A 19,533-nucleotide genomic window follows, 5' to 3' on the forward strand; every position below is an offset into this window, starting at 1 on the left:
AGGCTCGGTAGCTCAGTTGGTAGAGCAATGGATTGAAGCTCCATGTGTCGGCGGTTCGATTCCGTCTCGCGCCATTTATATATTTTGGAAGGGTAGCGAAGAGGCTAAACGCGGCGGACTGTAAATCCGCTCCTTCGGGTTCGGGGGTTCGAATCCCTCCCCTTCCATTTTACGGGCATAGTTTAAAGGTAGAACTAAGGTCTCCAAAACCTTCAGTGTGGGTTCAATTCCTACTGCCCGTGTTAATAGAATTATGGCGGGTGTGGTGAAGTGGTTAACACACCAGATTGTGGCTCTGGCATGCGTGGGTTCGATCCCCATCACTCGCCTATTTTATATTATTGGGGTATAGCCAAGCGGTAAGGCAAGGGACTTTGACTCCCTCATGCGTTGGTTCGAATCCAGCTACCCCAGTTACTATTTGCCGGCGTGGCGGAATTGGCAGACGCGCTGGACTCAAAATCCAGTGTCCGCAAGGACGTGCCGGTTCGACCCCGGCCGCCGGTATAGTATAGAGCTAGGAACGTTGTTATTCTTCGTTCCTTTTTTGTGTTATTTTTGGTATAATAATAGTTATTCAAATTTTATTTAGATTATGAAAGTGTAGGGAAGTATGTCTCGTTCTATCGATTTATTAAAACATCGGTATTTGAAAAATATTAAAGAAAATCCTGGATTGTTTGTCGGGATTGAACTGGAATATCCTGTTGCAAATTTAGAAGGGGATGCTACAAATGTTGAAGTTATAAAAGATTTATTTCATTATTTACTTTCCGCTCTGGGTTTCACTGTAGAAAAGGTAGATGATTTTGGCAATCCTATCCAGTTAGTGGATCGGATAAGTCAGGATGCTATTTTATTTGAAGTTTCCTATACAACGATTGAGTTTGCATTTGGTAAGGCCGAAACAATTCAGGAGGTCGAAAATCGTTTTAATAATTATATGGATGTAATTCAGAGAAAATTAGGCGAATCAAATCATGCTATTGTTGGCTGTGGAATTCATCCTAACTGGGATAAAAATGAGAATTGTCCAGTGGCATATCCACGCTATCAGATGTTGATGGATTATTTGAATTTGAGTAGAAATGTTACTAAATCAGATTTACATAATTTCCCTGAATATGGGGCTTTTATCTGTGGGAGTCAGGTTCAGCTGGATATTTCAAAATCCAACTACTTACGGGTGATTAATGCTTTTACTCAAATTGAAGCGGCTAAGGCTTATTTATTTGCAAACTCTGAGTTTACAGGTGCGGATTGGGATACAAAAATCTCAAGAGATATTTTCTGGGAAGAATCTATGCATGGTATCTATCCAGAGAATGTTGGTGTCAATGCTAGCCTCTTTAAAGATGAGGATGATTTTTTTGACTATCTAGATCATTCTGCAATTTTTACTGCGGAACGTGATGGACAAACCTATTATTTTTATCCGATTCAGGCTAGGGTCTATTTGGCTACACCTGAAATCCAAGCATTTTCTCTTAATGGGGATGAGGTTCTTATTTACGCTCAAGAGAAGGATTTTGAAACTCATCGTAGTTATCAGTACCAAGACTTAACGACTCGCGGAACAGTTGAGTTTCGTAGTGTGTGTACTCAATCTCTAGATAGAACCTTCGCTTCAGCAGCTTTTCACTTAGGATTGTTGGTCAATTTAGATAAGTTAGAAGCTTACTTAGAAACAGCATCTTTCTTTAAAGAATTTGGGCGAAATTATAAATTTTTAAGACGACAATTTTCTAAGAAGAAGCTTACAGATGAGGAAGAAACTACGATTATTGAATTTTCCAAAGACTTACTCCAGCTAGCTGAGGAAGGACTGGAGATGAGAAATAAGCAAGAAATGACCTACTTACAGCCTTTGAAAGAAGAATTGGGACTATAATTTCTCTTATAAAGGGAGAATTTTCTGAAAAATCATGATATAATGGAAGAGACTATAGATAAAGGATAGAGAGTAATGACATTAGTTTATCAATCAACGCGTGATGCCAACAATACAGTAACTGCTAGCCAAGCTATTTTGCAAGGTTTGGCGACGGATGGTGGTTTATTTACACCGCTTACTTATCCAAAGGTAGATTTGGACTTTGACAAATTGAAAGATGCATCTTATCAGGAAGTTGCTAAGCTTGTTTTGTCAGCATTTTTAGATGACTTTACAGCTGAAGAGTTGGACTACTGTATCAACAATGCCTACGATAGCAAGTTTGATACTCCAGCTATCGCACCATTAGTGAAATTAGACGGGCAATACAACCTGGAGCTTTTCCATGGTTCAACAATTGCATTTAAGGATATGGCCTTGTCTATTTTGCCATACTTTATGACAACAGCTGCTAAGAAGCATGGTTTGGAGAATAAGATTGTCATCTTAACAGCAACATCTGGTGATACTGGGAAAGCTGCTATGGCAGGGTTTGCAGATGTTCCTGGTACTGAGATTATCGTCTTTTATCCAAAGGATGGTGTCAGCAAGGTACAAGAGTTGCAAATGACCACTCAGACTGGCGACAATACTCATGTTATCGCTATTGATGGTAACTTTGATGATGCCCAAACAAATGTGAAGCATATGTTTAACGATGTGGCTCTTCGTGAAAGGTTAGCGGCCAACAAGTTGCAATTTTCATCAGCTAACTCTATGAACATTGGTCGTTTGGTGCCACAGATTGTCTACTATGTTTATGCTTACGCTCAGTTGGTTAAGACTGGTGATATTGTGGCTGGTGATAAGGTCAACTTCACAGTACCAACAGGAAACTTTGGAAATATCTTGGCTGCCTTTTATGCTAAGCAAATTGGTCTACCAGTTGGCAAATTAATCTGTGCTTCAAATGACAACAATGTTTTGACAGACTTCTTCAAGACACGTGTTTACGACAAGAAACGTGAGTTTAAAGTCACAACTAGTCCATCTATGGATATCTTGGTATCTTCAAACTTGGAGCGTCTCATTTTCCACCTTTTAGGAAATGATGCGGTTAAAACAGCTGAACTCATGAATGCCTTGAACAAGCAAGGACAATATGAGTTGACAGACTTTGATGCAGAGATTCTTAATCTCTTTGCAGCTGAATATGCGACTGAGGAAGAAACAGCGGCAGAAATCAAGCGTGTTTATGAGTCAGATTCTTATATCGAGGATCCACATACGGCGGTTGCCTCGGCAGTTTATAAGAAATACCAAGCGGCTACTGGCGATGTGACTAAGACAGTGATTGCTTCAACAGCGAGTCCATACAAGTTCCCAGTAGTTGCAGTAGAAGCTGTAACTGGAAAATCAGGGCTTGGCGACTTTGAAGCCTTGGCTCAATTACATGATATTTCAGGAGTGGAAGTGCCGCCAGCAGTTGACGGGCTTGAAACAGCGCCAGTTCGTCACAAGACAACTGTGGCGGCTGCGGATATGCAAGCAGCGGTTGAGGCTTATTTAGGACTTTAAGACGGAAGGAGTAAACTCGGTTGGGAAACCAACTGAGTTTCTTTTCATCAGGAGGAAGGATTGTTTAAGAAAAATAAAGACATTCTTAATATTGCTTTGCCAGCTATGGGCGAAAACTTTTTGCAGATGCTCATGGGGATGGTGGATAGTTACTTGGTAGCCCACTTGGGCTTGATAGCTATTTCGGGTGTATCAGTTGCTGGCAATATTATCACGATTTACCAAGCGATTTTCATCGCTCTGGGAGCTGCTATTTCTAGTGTTATTTCAAAGAGTTTAGGGGAGAAGAATCAGTCTAAGCTAGCCTACCATGTGACTGAGGCCTTGAAAATTACTTTACTCTTAAGTTTCCTTTTGGGAGCTTTGTCCATCTTCGCTGGGCAAGAGATGATAGGACTTTTGGGGACGGAGAGAACTGTAGCTGAGAGTGGTGGACTCTACCTATCTTTGGTAGGAGGATCGATTGTTCTTTTGGGCTTGATGACCAGTCTGGGAGCCTTGATTCGTGTAACGCATAATCCACGTTTGCCCCTCTATGTGAGTCTTTTATCAAATGCCTTGAATATTCTTTTTTCAAGTCTAGCTATTTTTGTTCTGGATATGGGGATAGCTGGTGTTGCTTGGGGAACTATTCTGTCTCGCTTGGTAGGTCTTGTGATTTTATGGTCGCAATTAAAGTTGCCTTTTGAGAAACCGACTTTTGGTTTAGATAAGGAACTATTGACCATAGCTTTGCCAGCAGCTGGAGAGCGGCTTATGATGCGGGCTGGTGATGTCGTCATCATTGCCTTGGTCGTTTCTTTTGGAACGGAGGCAGTTGCTGGGAATGCAGTCGGAGAAGTCTTGACCCAGTTTAACTACATGCCTGCCTTTGGCGTCGCTACGGCAACGGTCATGCTAGTGGCCCGAGCAGTTGGAGAGGATAATTGGGAAAGAGTAGCTAGTTTGAGCAAGCAAACCTTTTGGCTTTCTCTGGTCCTCATGTTGCCTTTGACCTTCAGCATCTATGCCTTAGGGGTACCACTGAGCCATCTCTATACGACCGATCCTGTAGCGGTTGAAGCTAGTGTTTTGGTGGCACTTTTCTCTCTACTAGGAACTTCTATGACGATAGGAACAGTCATCTATACGGCTGTTTGGCAGGGCTTGGGGAATGCTCGCCTTCCCTTTTATGCGACAAGTATAGGAATGTGGTGTCTCCGTATTGGAACAGGATATCTGATGGGGATTGTGCTTGGTTGGGGCTTGCCCGGTATTTGGGCCGGAACTCTTTTGGATAATGGTTTTCGTTGGTTATTTCTACGTTACCGTTACCAGCGTTATATGAGCTTGAAAGGATAGGAAATGCAAAAAACAGCTTTTATTTGGGATTTAGACGGGACTTTATTGGACTCTTACGAAGCAATTTTGTCAGGGATTGAGGAAACTTTTGCTCAGTTTTCTATTCCTTATGATAAGGAGCAGGTGAGAGAGTTTATCCTCAAGTATTCGGTGCAGGATTTGCTTGTGCAGGTGGCGGAAGAGAGAAAACTGGATGTGGAAGTGCTAAATCAGGTGCGTGCTCAGAGTCTGGCTGAGAAGAATGCTCAGGTAGTCTTAATGCCAGGTGCGCGTGATGTGCTAGCTTGGGCAGAGGAATCAGGAATTCAGCAGTTTGTTTACACTCATAAGGGAGACAATGCTCTTACCATTCTCAGAGACTTGGGTTTGGAATCTTATTTTACAGAGATTCTAACCAGTCAGAGTGGCTTTGCGCGCAAGCCTAATCCGGAAGCGGCTACCTATCTGTTAGACAAGTATCAGTTGGATCCTGAGAAAACCTATTATATAGGGGATCGGACTCTGGATGTGGAATTTGCCCAGAATAGTGGGATTCAAAGTCTTAACTTTTTAGAGTCGTCTTATGAAGGCAATCACAGGATTCAAGCGTTAGCAGATATTCCCCGTTTTTTTAAGGCTGAGCGATAAAAAGATTGTGTCAGTTTTGTGACAGAGATCTAACAAACTATTTCAAGTAACCGAGTTTGTTACAAGGAATAGACAGTTCTGTTAAATAGGCCCGAGAGGGCTTTTTTTCTACATTTTTTGTGTTATGATAGACAGGTACTCATTTGAAAGGAATTTGAAAGAATGAAGAAAAGAATATTATTAGCCTCAACAGTAGCCTTGTCATTTGCCCCAGTATTGGCAACCCAAGCAGAAGAAGTTCTTTGGACTGCACGTAGTGTTGAGCAAATCCAAAACGATTTGACTAAAACGGATAACAAAACAAGTTATACCGTTCAGTATGGTGATACCTTGAGCACAATTGCAGAAGCCTTGGGTGTAGATGTCACAGTTCTTGCGAATTTGAATAAAATCACTAATATGGACCTGATTTTTCCTGAAACTGTTTTGACAACGACCGTCAATGAAGCAGAAGAAGTAACAGAAGTTGAAATCCAAACTCCTCAAGTAGACTCTAGTGAAGAAGTGACAACTGCGACAGCAGATTTGACAACCAATCAAGTGACTGTAGATGATCAAACTGTTCAAGTTGCAGACCTTTCTCAACCGATTGTAGAAGCTCCAAAAGCGGTAGAAACTACAAGTACAAAAGAAGTAGCAACAAGTTCAGAAGTTACAGAGACAGTGACTGCTTCAGAAGCAGTGACACCATCTACAGGAACTTCTGTCCCAGAGGAGCAAACAGCCGAAACAAGCAGTGCAGTTGCAGAAGCAGCTCCTCAGGCAACGACTCTAGCTGAGAAGCAGGAAACTCAAGCAAGCCCACAAGCTGTTTCAACAGTGGAAGAAACTACAACTCCAGCAGAAGAAACAGCAAGCGAAACAACTGCAACAAGTTCAGAAGAAGCAAAAGAAGCTACACCAACAGTTTCTACTTATCAACTAGAAGAGGCGAAAACAGTTTCAACAACTTACGCAGCTCCAGCTGCACCCGATTATGCTGGACTGGCGGTAGCGAAATCTGAAAATGCAGGCCTTCAACCACAAACAGCTGCCTTTAAAGAAGAAATCGCCAACTTGTTTGGTATCACATCTTTTAGTGGTTACCGTCCAGGAGACAGTGGAGATCACGGAAAAGGTTTGGCTATCGACTTTATGGTACAAGAAAGCTCAGAATTAGGGGATAAGATTGCGGAATACGCTATTCAAAACATGGCCAGCCGTGGAATTAGTTACATCATCTGGAAACAACGTTTCTATGCTCCATTCGATAGCAAATATGGACCAGCTAATACTTGGAACCCAATGCCAGACCGTGGTAGCGTGACAGAAAACCACTATGACCACGTTCACGTTTCAATGAATGGATAAACCAGGATTGGTAATATCATTTTGACGAATGAGATCTAGCTTTCGTGATAGGAAGTAAGTCTCATTCGTTTTTTTCTTTGTCATACTCTTCGAAAATCTCTTCAAACCACGTCAGTTTTATCTGCAACCTCAAAGCTGTGCTTTGAGCAACCTGCGAGTAGCTTCCTAGTTTGCTCTTTGATTTTCATTGAGTATCAATATGAATGGAAAATGGGAAGTTACCATTTTGTAATGATTGAAGCAACATTCTTGCAATCTATTTTACTTTATATTTTACTTGATTAGTCAATTATTGATAAATCAATAAAAGAAGGAAGAAATGATAGAGATTCAAGATCTACTTTATCAACTCCGCTTGTCTGAGCAAGCGAGTACGCAATTGTTTGAAAAAAGGCTTGGGATTAGTTTGACACGGTATCAGATTTTACTGTTTTTGCTGGAGCATTCTCCTTGTAATCAAATGGGAGTTCAGGAGCGTTTGAAGATTGATCAGGCTGCTTTGACCCGACATTTCAAAATTCTGGAAAAGGAAGGTTTGGTGGAGCGTCATCGTAATCCTGAAAATCAGCGGGAAGTGTTGGTAGAGGCTACGAAGTATGCCAAGGAGCAGTTAGTGGTGAATCCCCCTCTGCAACATATCAAGGTTAAGCAAGAGATGGAAAGTATCTTAACAGAGTCTGAAAGAACAGAACTCAGCCGTTTATTAAATAAATTGGTTTTGGGTATTGAAAATATAGAAATTTAAGGAGAAATAGATGTCAATTATGACAATCATTTTAGCAACGATTGTTGCTTTGGAGCATTTTTACATTTTTTATTTGGAAAGTATTGCAACGCAATCAGATGCGACTAGTCGTGTCTTTAACATGGACAAGGAAGAACTGGCTCGTCCGTCAGTAAGTTCATTGTTTAAAAATCAAGGGATTTATAATGCTTTGCTAGGAGTCTTTCTCTTGTATGGAATTTATTTCTCACAGAATTTGGAAATTGTGACTATTTTTGTTTTATTTGTGATTGGTGCTGCGGCTTATGGCTCTCTAACAGCGGATAAGAAAATTATTTTGAAGCAAGGTGGGCCAGCTATTTTAGTCTTGATTAGTATTTTACTCTTTAAATAAATTTGAAAGGCGGTACTAGTCTCGCTAGTCCTTTTCACTCCAGAATAAGGGAAATATGTTATACTTGTTTTTAAGAAAAAAGTCTCATTGAATTAGTTTTGAGGAGTTAGAAATGAAAGTATTAGTGACAGGTTTTGAGCCCTTTGGAGGGGAAAAGGTTAATCCAGCTTTGGAGGCCATTAAAGGTTTACCAGCTGAAATCCATGGTGCTGAGGTCCGTTGGTTAGAAGTGCCAACAGTCTTTCACAAATCGGCCCATGTATTGGAAGAAGAGATGAACCGTTATCAACCTGACTTTGTCCTTTGTATTGGCCAAGCAGGTGGAAGGTCTAGCCTGACACCTGAGCGAGTAGCTATTAATCAAGATGATGCACGGATTCCTGATAATGAGGGTAATCAACCAATTGACCTTCCCATTCGAGCAGATGGTGCTCCGGCCTACTTTAGTAGTTTGCCGATTAAAGCGATGGTCCAAGCTATAAAAAAAGAGGGCTTGCCGGCATCTGTTTCCAATACGGCAGGGACTTTTGTCTGCAATCATTTGATGTATCAGGCCCTCTATTTGGTAGAAAAGAAATTTCCACATGTTAAGGCAGGTTTTATGCATATTCCTTATATGATGGAACAGGTGGTGAATCGACCGACTACTCCAGCTATGAGTTTAGTGGATATTAGGCGAGGGATAGAAGCGGCAATCGGCGCCATTATAGAACATGGAGATCAGGATCTCAAGTTGGTAGGCGGAGAAACTCATTGATAGAAAAAAGCTTGAGGGAAAACCTTCAAGCTTTTGGACGTTTTCGAGCTAGTACTGCTCGGTAAAAAATTATTTTATTGATTTGAATATAAGGAAGAAGTGAGAAACTAGCAATTCCAAAGGTAATCCAATTGAGGAAGTACCAAGGAAGGAGTTGTAAGTCTAGAACAAAGCGCTGAAACTTATAACCTTTCATCAGGAAACGGCTGGTTTTAAGGATTTGTCCTGGTTTGGCTTGTCCCAAGTCTAGGGTGTCACAGAGTAGAAATTCTACCTGAGAATAGGCATAGTATTGTGGAATATAGAGACTATTTCCTATAATCATCAAGAAAATACTTGCTAGAAAGTAGAGACCAAAGATCATGAGGAAACTTTCCGTTTCAACTGACGTGAGATCCAGATTAGGAAACTCAGGGTGAAGGGCAACGAACTTCTTTGCTAAAAAGCTACTGTAAAAGAGGAAGTAAATCCCGAGTAAACTAGGAATGCTCCATAAGAAGAGATAGAAGCGTTTGAGAAGGAGAGTCAAAAAGGTTTGTGAAAAGTGCTCTTCGCCAAAGAGAGCGAGACTATTTTTGGCGGATAGTTCTGTATCAGAATTCTTGATGAGTTTCAGCGTTGTATAGACTGAACTGGTCAGGAGAATCGTCCCGATAAAGGAGACTAATAGTGGAAAAAGATAGGCTTGGAATACATGACCAAACACGCTTAAAAAGGGTTGTTCTAAAACACTCTCGTTAATGCGCTCTAAGGGATTGAGGAAGCCAGACAAGATGACCAGTATGCTAGGTAAGAGATAGACGAGAAAGAGGCGGGGATTTTCAGCCTGAAATTGTCTGGCTTGCAGACGAACGGTTTTTAAATCAATTTTTGGGTATTTCATTCTCTCATTATACCATAGTTCGTGACAGTTCCTACTTTTTTTGATAAAATCATACAGTATGCCCTTGGGCACAAAGTATGAACTGGGACTGTCTTTCCCAGCTTCGGAGGTAAAAAATGTCAGATTCACCAATCAAATATCGTTTGATTAAGAAAGAAAAACACACGGGAGCTCGTCTGGGAGAAATCATCACTCCCCACGGTACCTTCCCAACACCTATGTTTATGCCAGTTGGGACTCAAGCCACTGTCAAAACTCAGTCGCCTGAAGAATTGAAGGAGATGGGGTCAGGAATTATCCTATCCAATACCTATCATCTCTGGCTTCGTCCTGGAGACGAACTCATTGCACGCGCAGGCGGTCTCCACAAGTTCATGAACTGGGACCAGCCAATCTTGACGGATAGTGGTGGTTTCCAGGTTTATTCTCTAGCTGATAGCCGTAATATCACAGAAGAAGGGGTAACTTTTAAAAACCATCTCAATGGTTCTAAGATGTTTCTATCACCAGAAAAAGCTATCTCTATCCAGAACAATCTGGGTTCAGACATCATGATGTCCTTTGACGAATGTCCTCAGTTCTATCAACCTTATGACTACGTTAAGAAATCAATCGAGCGTACTAGCCGTTGGGCTGAGCGTGGTTTGAAGGCTCACCGTCGTCCACATGACCAAGGATTATTTGGAATTGTGCAAGGGGCAGGATTTGAAGATCTTCGCCGTCAGTCAGCTCACGACCTTGTTAGTATGGACTTCCCAGGCTACTCTATCGGTGGTTTGGCAGTGGGAGAAACCCATGAAGAGATGAATGCGGTTTTGGACTTCACAACCCAGCTGCTTCCTGAAAATAAACCTCGCTATTTGATGGGTGTGGGAGCGCCAGATAGCTTGATTGATGGGGTCATTCGTGGGGTAGATATGTTTGACTGTGTCTTGCCGACTCGTATCGCTCGTAATGGGACTTGTATGACCAGTCAAGGTCGTTTGGTTGTCAAAAATGCTCAGTTTGCTGAGGACTTTACACCACTGGATCCTGAATGTGATTGCTACACATGTAAGAACTACACACGGGCCTACCTTCGTCACCTGCTCAAGGCTGATGAAACCTTCGGTATCCGCTTAACTAGCTACCATAATCTTTACTTCTTGCTTAACCTGATGAAGCAAGTGCGACAAGCCATCATGGATGACAATCTCTTGGAATTCCGTGAGTATTTTGTGGAAAAATATGGCTATAATAAGTCAGGCCGTAATTTCTAAAATGGAATGGATATAAGCTAAAAATCCTAAGTTTTCTCTTAGGATTTTTCTTCTTTTTTTGATAGAATAAAGTGTACAATGAAAGGAAGAATAAACTCGTATGCGCATTAAATGGTTTTCCTTGATTAGGATTACAGGTTTACTACTGGTACTCTTGTATCATTTCTTTCAGACGATCTTTCCTGGAGGATTTTTCGGGGTAGATGTCTTTTTCACGTTTTCAGGTTTCCTGATTACAGCTCTACTCATCGAAGAATTTTCTAAGAATCGTGAGATTGATTTGATAGGATTTTTTAGGAGACGTTTTTATCGGATTGTGCCACCTGTGGTTTTGATGGTCTTGGTAACCATGCCCTTTACTTTTCTAGTTCGACAAGATTATGTAGCTGGAATTGGGGGTCAGATTGCGGGTGTCTTAGGTTTTATGACCAACTTCTATGAGCTCCTAACAGGTGGGAGTTATGAATCTCAGTTTATTCCTCATTTGTTTGTTCATAATTGGAGTCTTGCTGTTGAGGTTCACTATTATATTCTTTGGGGGTTGGCAGTTTGGTTCTTATCCAAACAGGCTAAATCAAATGGTCAGTTGAAGGGGATGGTCTTTCTCTTATCTGCTGCTGCCTTCTTGATCAGCTTCTTCTCCATGTTTATTGGTAGTTTTCTAGTAACCTCTTATTCCTCTGTTTACTTCTCCAGTTTAACTCATGTCTATCCATTCTTTTTGGGAAGTATCCTAGCAACGATTATAGGCGTTCGTCAGACGACTTCCCTCGTCAAGCAGTTGGATAAAACCTGGGATTTACGAAAGACCCTGTTGATTTTTGCAGGAGGTTTTGGCTTCTTACTCATTTTGACCTTCTTTGTCAAATTTACCTATCTCTTTGCCTATCTTATTGGCTTCTTGCTTGCCAGCCTTGCAGCCCTTGCTATGATTCTGGCGGCGCGTGTCTTACATGAAAAGACTCCTAACATGCAGGAGCCAAAGATGATCAGCTTTTTAGCAGATACTAGCTATGCAGTTTATCTCTTCCATTGGCCTTTTTATATCATTTTCTCACAGTTGACCTCAAATCTTCTTGCTGTGTTACTGACTTTGATTTGTTCTTATGGATTTGCCAGTCTTTCATTTTATGTATTGGAGCCGTGGATTGCAGGCAAGAACACACCTGTTTTACAAACTCTTCGTCCCCTGCCTTATATTCACGCAATTCTTGCAACAAGTACAGGAATCTTGACCATCATTGTCTGCACGGTGACCTTGTTGGCTCCACAAGTTGGAGCTTTTGAGACAGATTTGACTGTCAATGGTTTGAAGCAAGCTGCAACAAATATTAGCCAAACCAAGGTGATGACAGAACGGGCAGATGCAAATAGTTTAGGAATTGCTGATGGTACTATGTTAATTGGTGACTCAGTGGCTCTAAGAGCTAATACAGCCCTGCAGACAGCCCTTCCTGGAGCACAGATTAACGCGCAGGTCAGCAGAACAACCAAGACTGCCGATGAAATCATGCTAAATAATAGCCAGAATAAATTTCTACCAAAGATGGTGGTTATTGCAACAGGGGTAAATAATCCTGAAAATTACAAGGAAGATTGGGACAGTATCGTGAAAAATCTTCCTAAGGGCCACCATATGGTTTTGGTGACTCCTTATGAGGGGGATAAAACAAAAGAGACCTATGCCATCGTTGAGAAGGCTGCTGCCTATATGAGAGAATTGGCAGAGAAGACTCCTTATATCACCATTGCTGATTGGAATCAAGTTTCTAAGGAACATCCAGAGATCTGGACAGGAACAGACCAAGTCCATTTCGGAAGTGACACTAGTAAAATTGAAGCCGGAGCAAAATTGTATGCAGATACCATTGCTACAGCCTTGCAAACAGCTCAAGACAAGCCAGTCAAATCAAAATAACGTATATTAAAAAGAGAAGAGTTGGAGAAATCCAGCTCTTTTAAAATATCTCTAGAAAATAGGTCTATACCATTTACAAATGAATCAGAAAAGTTTATAATGTAATTGACATAATAAATATCAAAAGTAATCTTTTAAGGAGGTCATTATTATGCCTAATTACGTTAAAGCGGATCAGTTTTTCTATCCATTTGGCATTCGTCGCGGTGGGTACTTAGAACTTGTTGATGGCAAATTTGGGAAACATGTGGATCAAATTCCTGAAGGAGCAGAGGTTCTTGACTATACTGGTTATAGCATTGCACCAGGTCTTGTGGATACTCATATTCATGGATATGCAGGTGTAGATGTGATGGACAACAACATTGAAGGTACATTGCATACTATGAGTGAGGGACTTCTTAGTACCGGTGTTACCAGTTTCTTGCCCACAACTTTAACAGCCACTTATGAGCAATTGCTTGCAGTCACTGAAAATCTTGGAAACCATTATAAAGAAGCAACAGGTGCTAAGATTCGTGGGATTTATTATGAAGGTCCATATTTCACAGAAACTTTTAAGGGTGCACAAAATCCAACTTATATGAGAGACCCGGGTGTTGAGGAGTTTCATTCTTGGCAGGATGCTGCAAAAGGGATGCTAAATAAAATCGCTATTGCACCAGAACGTGATGGGGTGGAAGACTTTGTTCGTACGGTTACGGGCGAAGGTGTGACAGTTGCACTTGGACACTCAGATGCGACATTTGAACAAGCTAAGAAGGCAGTTGATGCTGGAGCTAGTGTATGGGTACATGCCTATAATGGGATGCGTGGTTTAACACACCGCGAACTGGGTATGGTAGGAGCTATGTATGAGCTCCCACATACTTACGCAGAATTGATTTGTGATGGTTATCACGTAGATCCAAAAGCTTGTGAGATTTTACTTAAGCAAAAGGGGACAGAAAAAATCGCTCTTATTACGGACTGTATGACAGCTGGTGGGCTTGAAGACGGTGACTATATGTTGGGAGAATTCCCTGTTGTAGTAGCAAATGGAACTGCACGTCTCAAATCTACTGGTAATTTGGCAGGTTCTATCCTCAAACTTAAAGATGGTATGAGAAATGTAGTCGAGTGGGGTATTGCGAATCCGCATGAAGCAGTCATGATGGCCAGCCTCAACCCAGCTAAATCCGTTCACATTGATGATGTCTGTGGCCAAATCCGTGAAGGCTATGACGCGGACTTTATCGTACTAGATAAAGATTTGGAATTGGTAGCAACCTATCTAGACGGTGTGAAACGTTATCAAGTATAAGAGAAAAAGCAGAAGTTAGAGATGAGCTTCTGCTTTTTTATCTATATTGCTTTACCAGTAAATAAAAAAGTTAAAAAAATCACAAAAAATCTTGAACAAACAAACGAAAAGGCTTACAATTACATTATAAATAGTACAAATAAAAAAACGGAGGAGTGCTTTATGAAAGCTTATACTTATGTTAAACCAGGACTTGCTTCTTTTGTTGATGTAGACAAACCAGTGATTCGCAAGCCAACAGACGCTATTGTGCGTATCGTAAAAACCACTATTTGTGGAACAGACCTCCATATTATCAAAGGGGATGTTCCCGCTTGCCAAAGTGGTACCATTCTTGGTCACGAAGGGATTGGGATTGTTGAAGAAGTTGGAGAAGGAGTTTCGAATTTCAAAAAAGGCGACAAGGTCTTGATTTCTTGTGTCTGTGCCTGTGGTAAATGCTACTACTGTAAAAAAGGAATTTATGCCCACTGTGAAGACGAAGGGGGCTGGATTTTCGGTCACTTGATTGATGGTATGCAGGCTGAATATCTACGTGTCCCTCATGCAGATAACACTCTTTACCATACTCCAGAAGACTTGTCAGACGAAGCCTTGGTTATGCTATCAGACATTCTGCCTACTGGATATGAAATTGGTGTCTTAAAAGGGAAAGTAGAACCTGGTTGCAGCGTAGCCATTATTGGTTCAGGTCCAGTTGGTTTAGCAGCTCTTTTGACAGCTCAATTCTATTCACCAGCTAAATTGATTATGGTGGACTTAGACGATAACCGCTTGGAAACTGCCCTATCATTTGGTGCGACTCATAAGGTTAATTCTTCAGACCCTGAAAAAGCCATTAAAGAAATTTATGATTTGACAGATGGTCGTGGTGTAGATGTCGCTATCGAAGCTGTTGGTATTCCTGCAACATTTGATTTCTGTCAAAAGATTATCGGTATAGACGGAACAGTTGCCAACTGTGGTGTACATGGTAAACCAGTCGAATTCGATTTGGACAAACTTTGGATTCGCAACATCAATGTAACAACTGGTTTGGTATCTACAAATACAACTCCACAATTGTTGAAAGCACTTGAAAGTCATAAGATTGAACCAGAAAAATTGGTAACTCATTATTTCAAACTAAGTGAAATTGAAAAAGCCTATGAAGTTTTCAGTAAGGCAGCAGACCACCATGCAATTAAGGTCATCATTGAAAACGATATTTCAGAAGCTTAAGTAGTAAAAATATTTTGGAACATAAGCAAATAGAAATTCAGTCATTCATCAGATGGCTGGATTTTTTATCGAGAAATTAAGAAATGAGCATATTTCTTTCCTTGTTTGGCGGAATTGGTTATAATATACGGTACAAAGGAATGAATGAATATGTATCGTGTTATAGAAATGTACGGAGATTTTGAACCTTGGTGGTTCTTAGAAGGTTGGGAAGAAGATATTGTAGCTAGTAAGAAATTTGACCAGTATTATGATGCTCTCAAATACTACAAAACTTGCTGGTTTAGATTGGAACAAGAATCCCCTCTTTATAAAAGTAGAAGTGATTTGATGACCATTTTTTGGGATCCAGAAGACCAACGCTGGTGTGATGAATGTGACGAGTATTTACAACAATACCATTCTTTGGCTCTTTTACAGGATGAGCAGGTTATTCCAGATGAAAAACTACGCCCAGGCTATGAAAAACAAACAGGTAAGGAAAGGCACCGTTCTTGCCGTATGAAATTAAAATAGAGGAAAAGTAACTTTTTTGGAGTTGCTTTTTTTATTTTTCCAAATCTTTGCGAATAGTATAGGTGAGGAGGTAAGTATGGTTCAAGAAATTGCACAAGAAATCATTCGTTCGGCCCGGAAAAAAGGGGCGCAAGACATTTATTTTGTCCCCAAGTTAGACGCCTATGAGCTTCATATGAGGGTAGGAGACAAGCGCTGTAAAATCGGTTGTTATGATTTTGAAAAATTTGCGGCAGTCATCAGTCACTTTAAGTTTGTGGCGGGTATGAATGTAGGAGAAAAGCGACGTAGTCAACTTGGTTCCTGTGATTATGCCTATGACCAGAAGATGGCATCTCTACGTCTATCTACTGTAGGCGATTATCGAGGACATGAGAGTTTAGTCATTCGCTTGTTGCACGATGAGGAGCAAGATTTACATTTTTGGTTTCAGGATATTGGAGAACTGGGTAAGCAGTACAGGCAACGGGGTCTCTATCTCTTTGCTGGTCCAGTTGGTAGTGGCAAGACAACCTTAATGCATGAATTAGCTAAGTCCCTTTTTAAGGGGCAACAGGTTATGTCCATCGAAGATCCTGTCGAAATCAAGCAGGACGACATGCTCCAGTTGCAGTTGAATGAGGCGATTGGGCTAACCTATGAAAATCTTATCAAGCTTTCCTTACGTCATCGTCCTGATCTCTTGATTATCGGAGAAATTCGGGACAGCGAGACGGCGCGTGCAGTAGTTAGAGCTAGTTTGACAGGTGCGACAGTCTTTTCAACCATTCATGCCAAGAGTATTCGAGGTGTTTATGAGCGCCTGTTGGAGTTGGGTGTGAGTGAGGAGGAATTGGCAGTCGTTCTGCAGGGAGTCTGCTATCAGAGATTAATCGGGGGAGGAGGAATCGTTGACTTTGCAAACAAAGACTATCAAGAACACCAGCCAACTAGCTGGAATGAACAGATTGACCAACTTCTTAAAGACGGACATATCACAAGTCTTCAGGCTGAAACGGAAAAAATTAGCTACAGCTAAGCAAAAAAATATCATCACCTTGTTTAACAATCTCTTTTCCAGCGGTTTTCATCTGGTGGAGACCATCTCCTTTTTAGATAGGAGTGCATTATTGGACAAGCAGTGTGTGACCCAGATGCGCACGGGCTTGTCTCAGGGGAAATCATTCTCAGAAATGATGGAAAGTTTAGGTTTTTCAAGTGCCATTGTCACTCAGTTATCCCTAGCTGAAGTCCATGGGAATCTTCACCTGAGTTTGGGAAAGATAGAAGAGTATCTAGATAATCTGGCCAAGGTCAAGAAAAAACTAATTGAGGTAGCGACCTATCCCTTGATTTTGCTGGGTTTTCTTCTTTTAATCATGCTGGGGCTACGGAACTACCTACTACCACAACTGGATAGTAGCAATATTGCCACTCAAATCATTGGCAATCTACCACAAATTTTTCTAGTAATGGTAGGGTTTGTTTCAGTAGGTGTCCTTTTAGCACTAACTTTTTATAAAAGAAGTTCTAAGATGCGCGTCTTTTCTATCTTAGCACGCCTTCCCTTTCTTGGAATCTTTGTGCAGACCTATTTGACAGCTTATTATGCGCGTGAGTGGGGTAATATGATTTCTCAGGGGATGGAACTGACGCAGATTTTTCAGATTATGCAGGAACAAGGTTCCCAACTCTTTAAAGAAATCGGTCGAGACCTAGCTCAATCCTTACAAAATGGTTGCGAATTTTCTCAAACCATAGAAACCTATCCTTTCTTTAAAAAGGAGTTGAGTCTCATCATCGAGTATGGGGAAGTCAAGTCTAAGCTGGGGAGTGAGTTGGAAATCTATGCTGAAAAAACTTGGGAAGTCTTTTTTACCCGAGTCAACCGTACCATGAATCTGGTGCAGCCACTGGTCTTTATCTTTGTGGCACTGATTATCGTTTTACTTTATGCGGCAATGCTTATGCCCATGTATCAAAATATGGAGGTAAATTTTTAACATGACAAAAATGATGACATTCTTGAAAAAAGCTAAGGTTAAAGCTTTTACACTTGTGGAAATGTTGGTGGTCTTGCTCATCATCAGCGTGCTTCTATTACTCTTTGTACCTAATCTGACCAAGCAAAAAGAAGCGGTCAATGACAAAGGAAAAGCTGCTGTTGTTAAGGTTGTGGAAAGTCAGGCAGAGCTTTATAGTTTGGATAAAAATGAAGATGCTAGCCTAAGAAAGTTAAAAGACGATGGACGTATCACGGAAGAACAGGCTAAAGCCTATAAAGAATACCATGCTAAACAAGGTACCAGTCAAAGTGTTTCAGATTAAGGCCTTTACCATGCTGGAAAGTCTCTTGGTTTTGGGTCTTGTGAGTATCCTTGCCTTGGGCTTGTCCGGCTCTGTTCAGTCCACTTTTGCGGCGGTAGAGGAGCAGATTTTCTTTATGGAGTTTGAAGAACTCTATCGGGAAACTCAAAAACGCAGTGTAGCTAGTCAGCAAAAGACTAGTCTGAACTTAGATGGGCAGACGATTAGCAATGGCAGTCAAAAGTTGACAGTTCCTAAAGGAATTCAAGCACCATCGGGACAAAGTATTACATTTGACCGAGCTGGGGGCAATTCGTCCCTGGCTAAGGTTGAATTTCAGACCAGTAAAGGAGCGATTCGCTATCAATTATATCTAGGAAATGGAAAAATTAAACGCATTAAGGAAACAAAAAATTAGGGCAGTGATTTTACTGGAAGCAGTAGTCGCTCTAGCTATCTTTGCCAGTATTGCAACCCTCCTTTTGGGACAAATTCAGAAAAATAGGCAAGAAGAAGCAAAAATTTTGCAAAAGGAAGAAGTCTTGAGGGTAGCTAAGATGGCCTTGCAGACAGGTCAAAATCAGGTAAACATAAATGGAGTTGAGATTCAGGTGTTTTCTAGTGAAAAGGGATTGGAGGTCTACCATGGTTCAGAACAGTTGTTGGCTATCAAAGAGCCATAAGGTCAAGGCTTTTACCTTGTTGGAATCCTTGATTGCCCTCATTGTCATCAGTGGAAGCTTACTTCTCTTTCAATCCATGAGTCAGCTCCTTATTTCAGAAGTTCGCTATCAGCAGCAAAGCGACCAAAAGGAGTGGCTCTTGTTTGTGGACCAGTTGGAGGCAGAATTAGACCGTTCGCAGTTTGAAAAAGTGGAGGGCAATCGCATTTATATGAAGCAAGATGGCAAGGACATCGCTATCGGTAAGTCCAAGTCAGACGATTTTCGTAAAACAGATGCCAGTGGACGGGGTTATCAGCCTATGGTTTATGGCCTCAAATCCGCACAGATTACAGAGGACAATCAAGTGGTTCGCTTTCGTTTTCAATTCCAAAAAGGTTTAGAAAGGGAGTTCATCTATCGTGTGGAAAAAGAAAAAAGTTAAGGCAGGTGTTCTCATCTATGCAGTCACTATGGCAGCCATCTTTAGTCTTTTGTTACAATTTTACTTGAACCGACAAGTCACCCACTATCAAGACTACGCTTTAAATAAAGAAAAGCTGGTCGCTTTTGCCATGGCCAAACGAACGAAAGATAAGGTTGAGCAAGAAAGTGGGGAACAGGCCTTTAATCTGGGTCAGGTGAGCTATCAAAATAAGAAAACAAGCTTGGTGACGACGGTTCATACGCCTAAGAGCCAATATGAGTTCATCTTTCCTTCCGTCAAAATCAAAGAAGAGAAAAGAGATAAAAAGGAAGAGGTAGCGACCGATTCAAGCGAAAAAGCGGAGAAGAAAAAATCAGAAGAGAAGGTCGAAAAGAAAGATAATTCTTAGCCAAT

21 protein-coding genes and 6 tRNA genes are annotated in these 19,533 nt (G+C 41.1%); 26 read left to right on the plus strand and 1 reads right to left on the minus strand.

Annotation, left to right across the window (positions count from 1 at the left end):
- Nucleotide 1: 1 nt before the first annotated feature.
- The 14 genes from N8L33_RS09075 (at nucleotide 2) to pcp (ending at nucleotide 8,644) form a co-directional block, all read left to right on the plus strand.
- A tRNA-Phe gene (locus N8L33_RS09075) sits at nucleotides 2-74 on the plus strand.
- A 12-nt stretch (nucleotides 75-86) separates the two neighbouring features.
- A tRNA-Tyr gene (locus N8L33_RS09080) sits at nucleotides 87-167 on the plus strand.
- A 4-nt stretch (nucleotides 168-171) separates the two neighbouring features.
- Nucleotides 172-242: transfer RNA gene (locus N8L33_RS09085), tRNA-Trp, on the plus strand.
- A 14-nt stretch (nucleotides 243-256) separates the two neighbouring features.
- A tRNA-His gene (locus N8L33_RS09090) sits at nucleotides 257-329 on the plus strand.
- A 13-nt stretch (nucleotides 330-342) separates the two neighbouring features.
- Nucleotides 343-414, plus strand: a tRNA-Gln gene (locus N8L33_RS09095).
- Nucleotides 415-423: 9 nt separating this feature from the next.
- Nucleotides 424-507 (plus strand) — tRNA-Leu (locus N8L33_RS09100).
- 106 nt (nucleotides 508-613) lie between these two features.
- Entirely contained in the window at nucleotides 614-1,891 is a 1,278-nt protein-coding gene (locus tag N8L33_RS09105) for a glutamate-cysteine ligase family protein (RefSeq protein WP_261059659.1), read from the plus strand.
- Nucleotides 1,892-1,966: 75 nt separating this feature from the next.
- Nucleotides 1,967-3,451 carry a threonine synthase gene (gene thrC, locus N8L33_RS09110; RefSeq protein ID WP_261059660.1) on the plus strand — a complete coding sequence of 495 codons (1,485 nt, stop codon included), beginning with the start codon at nucleotides 1,967-1,969 and terminating at the stop codon, nucleotides 3,449-3,451.
- Between the two features lie 60 nt (nucleotides 3,452-3,511).
- Entirely contained in the window at nucleotides 3,512-4,792 is a 1,281-nt protein-coding gene (locus N8L33_RS09115; RefSeq protein ID WP_261059661.1) for an MATE family efflux transporter, read from the plus strand.
- Between the two features lie 3 nt (nucleotides 4,793-4,795).
- A complete protein-coding gene (locus tag N8L33_RS09120) occupies nucleotides 4,796-5,419 on the plus strand; it encodes an HAD family hydrolase (protein ID WP_261059662.1) in 624 nt (207 codons plus the stop codon).
- Between the two features lie 162 nt (nucleotides 5,420-5,581).
- Nucleotides 5,582-6,769 carry a LysM peptidoglycan-binding domain-containing protein gene (locus N8L33_RS09125; RefSeq protein WP_261059663.1) on the plus strand — a complete coding sequence of 396 codons (1,188 nt, stop codon included), beginning with the start codon at nucleotides 5,582-5,584 and terminating at the stop codon, nucleotides 6,767-6,769.
- 319 nt (nucleotides 6,770-7,088) lie between these two features.
- Nucleotides 7,089-7,514, plus strand: a complete 426-nt coding sequence (locus N8L33_RS09130) for a MarR family winged helix-turn-helix transcriptional regulator (RefSeq protein WP_261059664.1) — start codon at nucleotides 7,089-7,091, stop codon at nucleotides 7,512-7,514.
- A 10-nt stretch (nucleotides 7,515-7,524) separates the two neighbouring features.
- Nucleotides 7,525-7,887, plus strand: coding sequence for a DUF1304 domain-containing protein (locus tag N8L33_RS09135; protein WP_261059665.1), 363 nt, complete (start codon nucleotides 7,525-7,527; stop codon nucleotides 7,885-7,887).
- Between the two features lie 112 nt (nucleotides 7,888-7,999).
- Nucleotides 8,000-8,644 (plus strand): pyroglutamyl-peptidase I, encoded by a 645-nt coding sequence (pcp, locus tag N8L33_RS09140; RefSeq protein WP_261059666.1) that lies wholly within the window; start codon nucleotides 8,000-8,002, stop codon nucleotides 8,642-8,644.
- Nucleotides 8,645-8,669: 25 nt separating this feature from the next.
- On the opposite strand, the gene N8L33_RS09145 is transcribed toward pcp, so the two are convergent.
- The gene (locus N8L33_RS09145; RefSeq protein WP_261059667.1) at nucleotides 8,670-9,527 is read right to left on the minus strand and encodes a DUF975 family protein; all 858 of its coding nucleotides are present in this window, start codon (nucleotides 9,525-9,527) and stop codon (nucleotides 8,670-8,672) included.
- Nucleotides 9,528-9,643: 116 nt separating this feature from the next.
- Here N8L33_RS09145 and tgt point away from each other — a divergent pair, with 116 nt between their 5' ends.
- The 12 genes from tgt (at nucleotide 9,644) to comGG (ending at nucleotide 19,528) form a co-directional block, all read left to right on the plus strand.
- A complete protein-coding gene (tgt, locus tag N8L33_RS09150; protein WP_001285237.1) occupies nucleotides 9,644-10,786 on the plus strand; it encodes a tRNA guanosine(34) transglycosylase Tgt in 1,143 nt (380 codons plus the stop codon).
- 100 nt (nucleotides 10,787-10,886) lie between these two features.
- Entirely contained in the window at nucleotides 10,887-12,704 is a 1,818-nt protein-coding gene (locus tag N8L33_RS09155) for an acyltransferase family protein (protein ID WP_261059668.1), read from the plus strand.
- Nucleotides 12,705-12,855: 151 nt separating this feature from the next.
- Nucleotides 12,856-14,007 carry an N-acetylglucosamine-6-phosphate deacetylase gene (gene nagA, locus N8L33_RS09160; RefSeq protein ID WP_261059669.1) on the plus strand — a complete coding sequence of 384 codons (1,152 nt, stop codon included), beginning with the start codon at nucleotides 12,856-12,858 and terminating at the stop codon, nucleotides 14,005-14,007.
- A 162-nt stretch (nucleotides 14,008-14,169) separates the two neighbouring features.
- Nucleotides 14,170-15,228, plus strand: a complete 1,059-nt coding sequence (locus N8L33_RS09165; RefSeq protein WP_000649457.1) for a zinc-dependent alcohol dehydrogenase family protein — start codon at nucleotides 14,170-14,172, stop codon at nucleotides 15,226-15,228.
- A 150-nt stretch (nucleotides 15,229-15,378) separates the two neighbouring features.
- Nucleotides 15,379-15,744 carry a DUF1033 family protein gene (locus N8L33_RS09170; RefSeq protein WP_000286405.1) on the plus strand — a complete coding sequence of 122 codons (366 nt, stop codon included), beginning with the start codon at nucleotides 15,379-15,381 and terminating at the stop codon, nucleotides 15,742-15,744.
- Nucleotides 15,745-15,820: 76 nt separating this feature from the next.
- The gene (gene comGA / locus N8L33_RS09175; protein ID WP_261059670.1) at nucleotides 15,821-16,762 is read left to right on the plus strand and encodes a competence type IV pilus ATPase ComGA; all 942 of its coding nucleotides are present in this window, start codon (nucleotides 15,821-15,823) and stop codon (nucleotides 16,760-16,762) included.
- The gene (gene comGB / locus N8L33_RS09180; protein ID WP_261059681.1) at nucleotides 16,683-17,726 is read left to right on the plus strand and encodes a competence type IV pilus assembly protein ComGB; all 1,044 of its coding nucleotides are present in this window, start codon (nucleotides 16,683-16,685) and stop codon (nucleotides 17,724-17,726) included. Before comGA ends, comGB begins: the two co-directional genes overlap by 80 nt.
- A 1-nt stretch (nucleotide 17,727) precedes the next feature.
- Nucleotides 17,728-18,051 carry a competence type IV pilus major pilin ComGC gene (gene comGC, locus N8L33_RS09185; protein WP_261059671.1) on the plus strand — a complete coding sequence of 108 codons (324 nt, stop codon included), beginning with the start codon at nucleotides 17,728-17,730 and terminating at the stop codon, nucleotides 18,049-18,051.
- Nucleotides 18,014-18,448 carry a competence type IV pilus minor pilin ComGD gene (gene comGD, locus N8L33_RS09190; RefSeq protein WP_261059672.1) on the plus strand — a complete coding sequence of 145 codons (435 nt, stop codon included), beginning with the start codon at nucleotides 18,014-18,016 and terminating at the stop codon, nucleotides 18,446-18,448. Before comGC ends, comGD begins: the two co-directional genes overlap by 38 nt.
- Entirely contained in the window at nucleotides 18,411-18,713 is a 303-nt protein-coding gene (comGE, locus tag N8L33_RS09195) for a competence type IV pilus minor pilin ComGE (RefSeq protein WP_000413380.1), read from the plus strand. Before comGD ends, comGE begins: the two co-directional genes overlap by 38 nt.
- Nucleotides 18,676-19,137 carry a competence type IV pilus minor pilin ComGF gene (comGF, locus tag N8L33_RS09200; RefSeq protein ID WP_261059673.1) on the plus strand — a complete coding sequence of 154 codons (462 nt, stop codon included), beginning with the start codon at nucleotides 18,676-18,678 and terminating at the stop codon, nucleotides 19,135-19,137. Before comGE ends, comGF begins: the two co-directional genes overlap by 38 nt.
- Complete coding sequence (gene comGG, locus N8L33_RS09205; protein ID WP_261059674.1) at nucleotides 19,115-19,528, plus strand: competence type IV pilus minor pilin ComGG; 414 nt, start codon at nucleotides 19,115-19,117, stop codon at nucleotides 19,526-19,528. The genes comGF and comGG overlap by 23 nt, the downstream gene beginning before the upstream one ends.
- Nucleotides 19,529-19,533: the final 5 nt, after the last annotated feature.

Origin of the sequence: Streptococcus mitis, from assembly GCF_946188695.1 — a bacterium.
Classification (GTDB): domain Bacteria; phylum Bacillota; class Bacilli; order Lactobacillales; family Streptococcaceae; genus Streptococcus; species Streptococcus mitis_DF.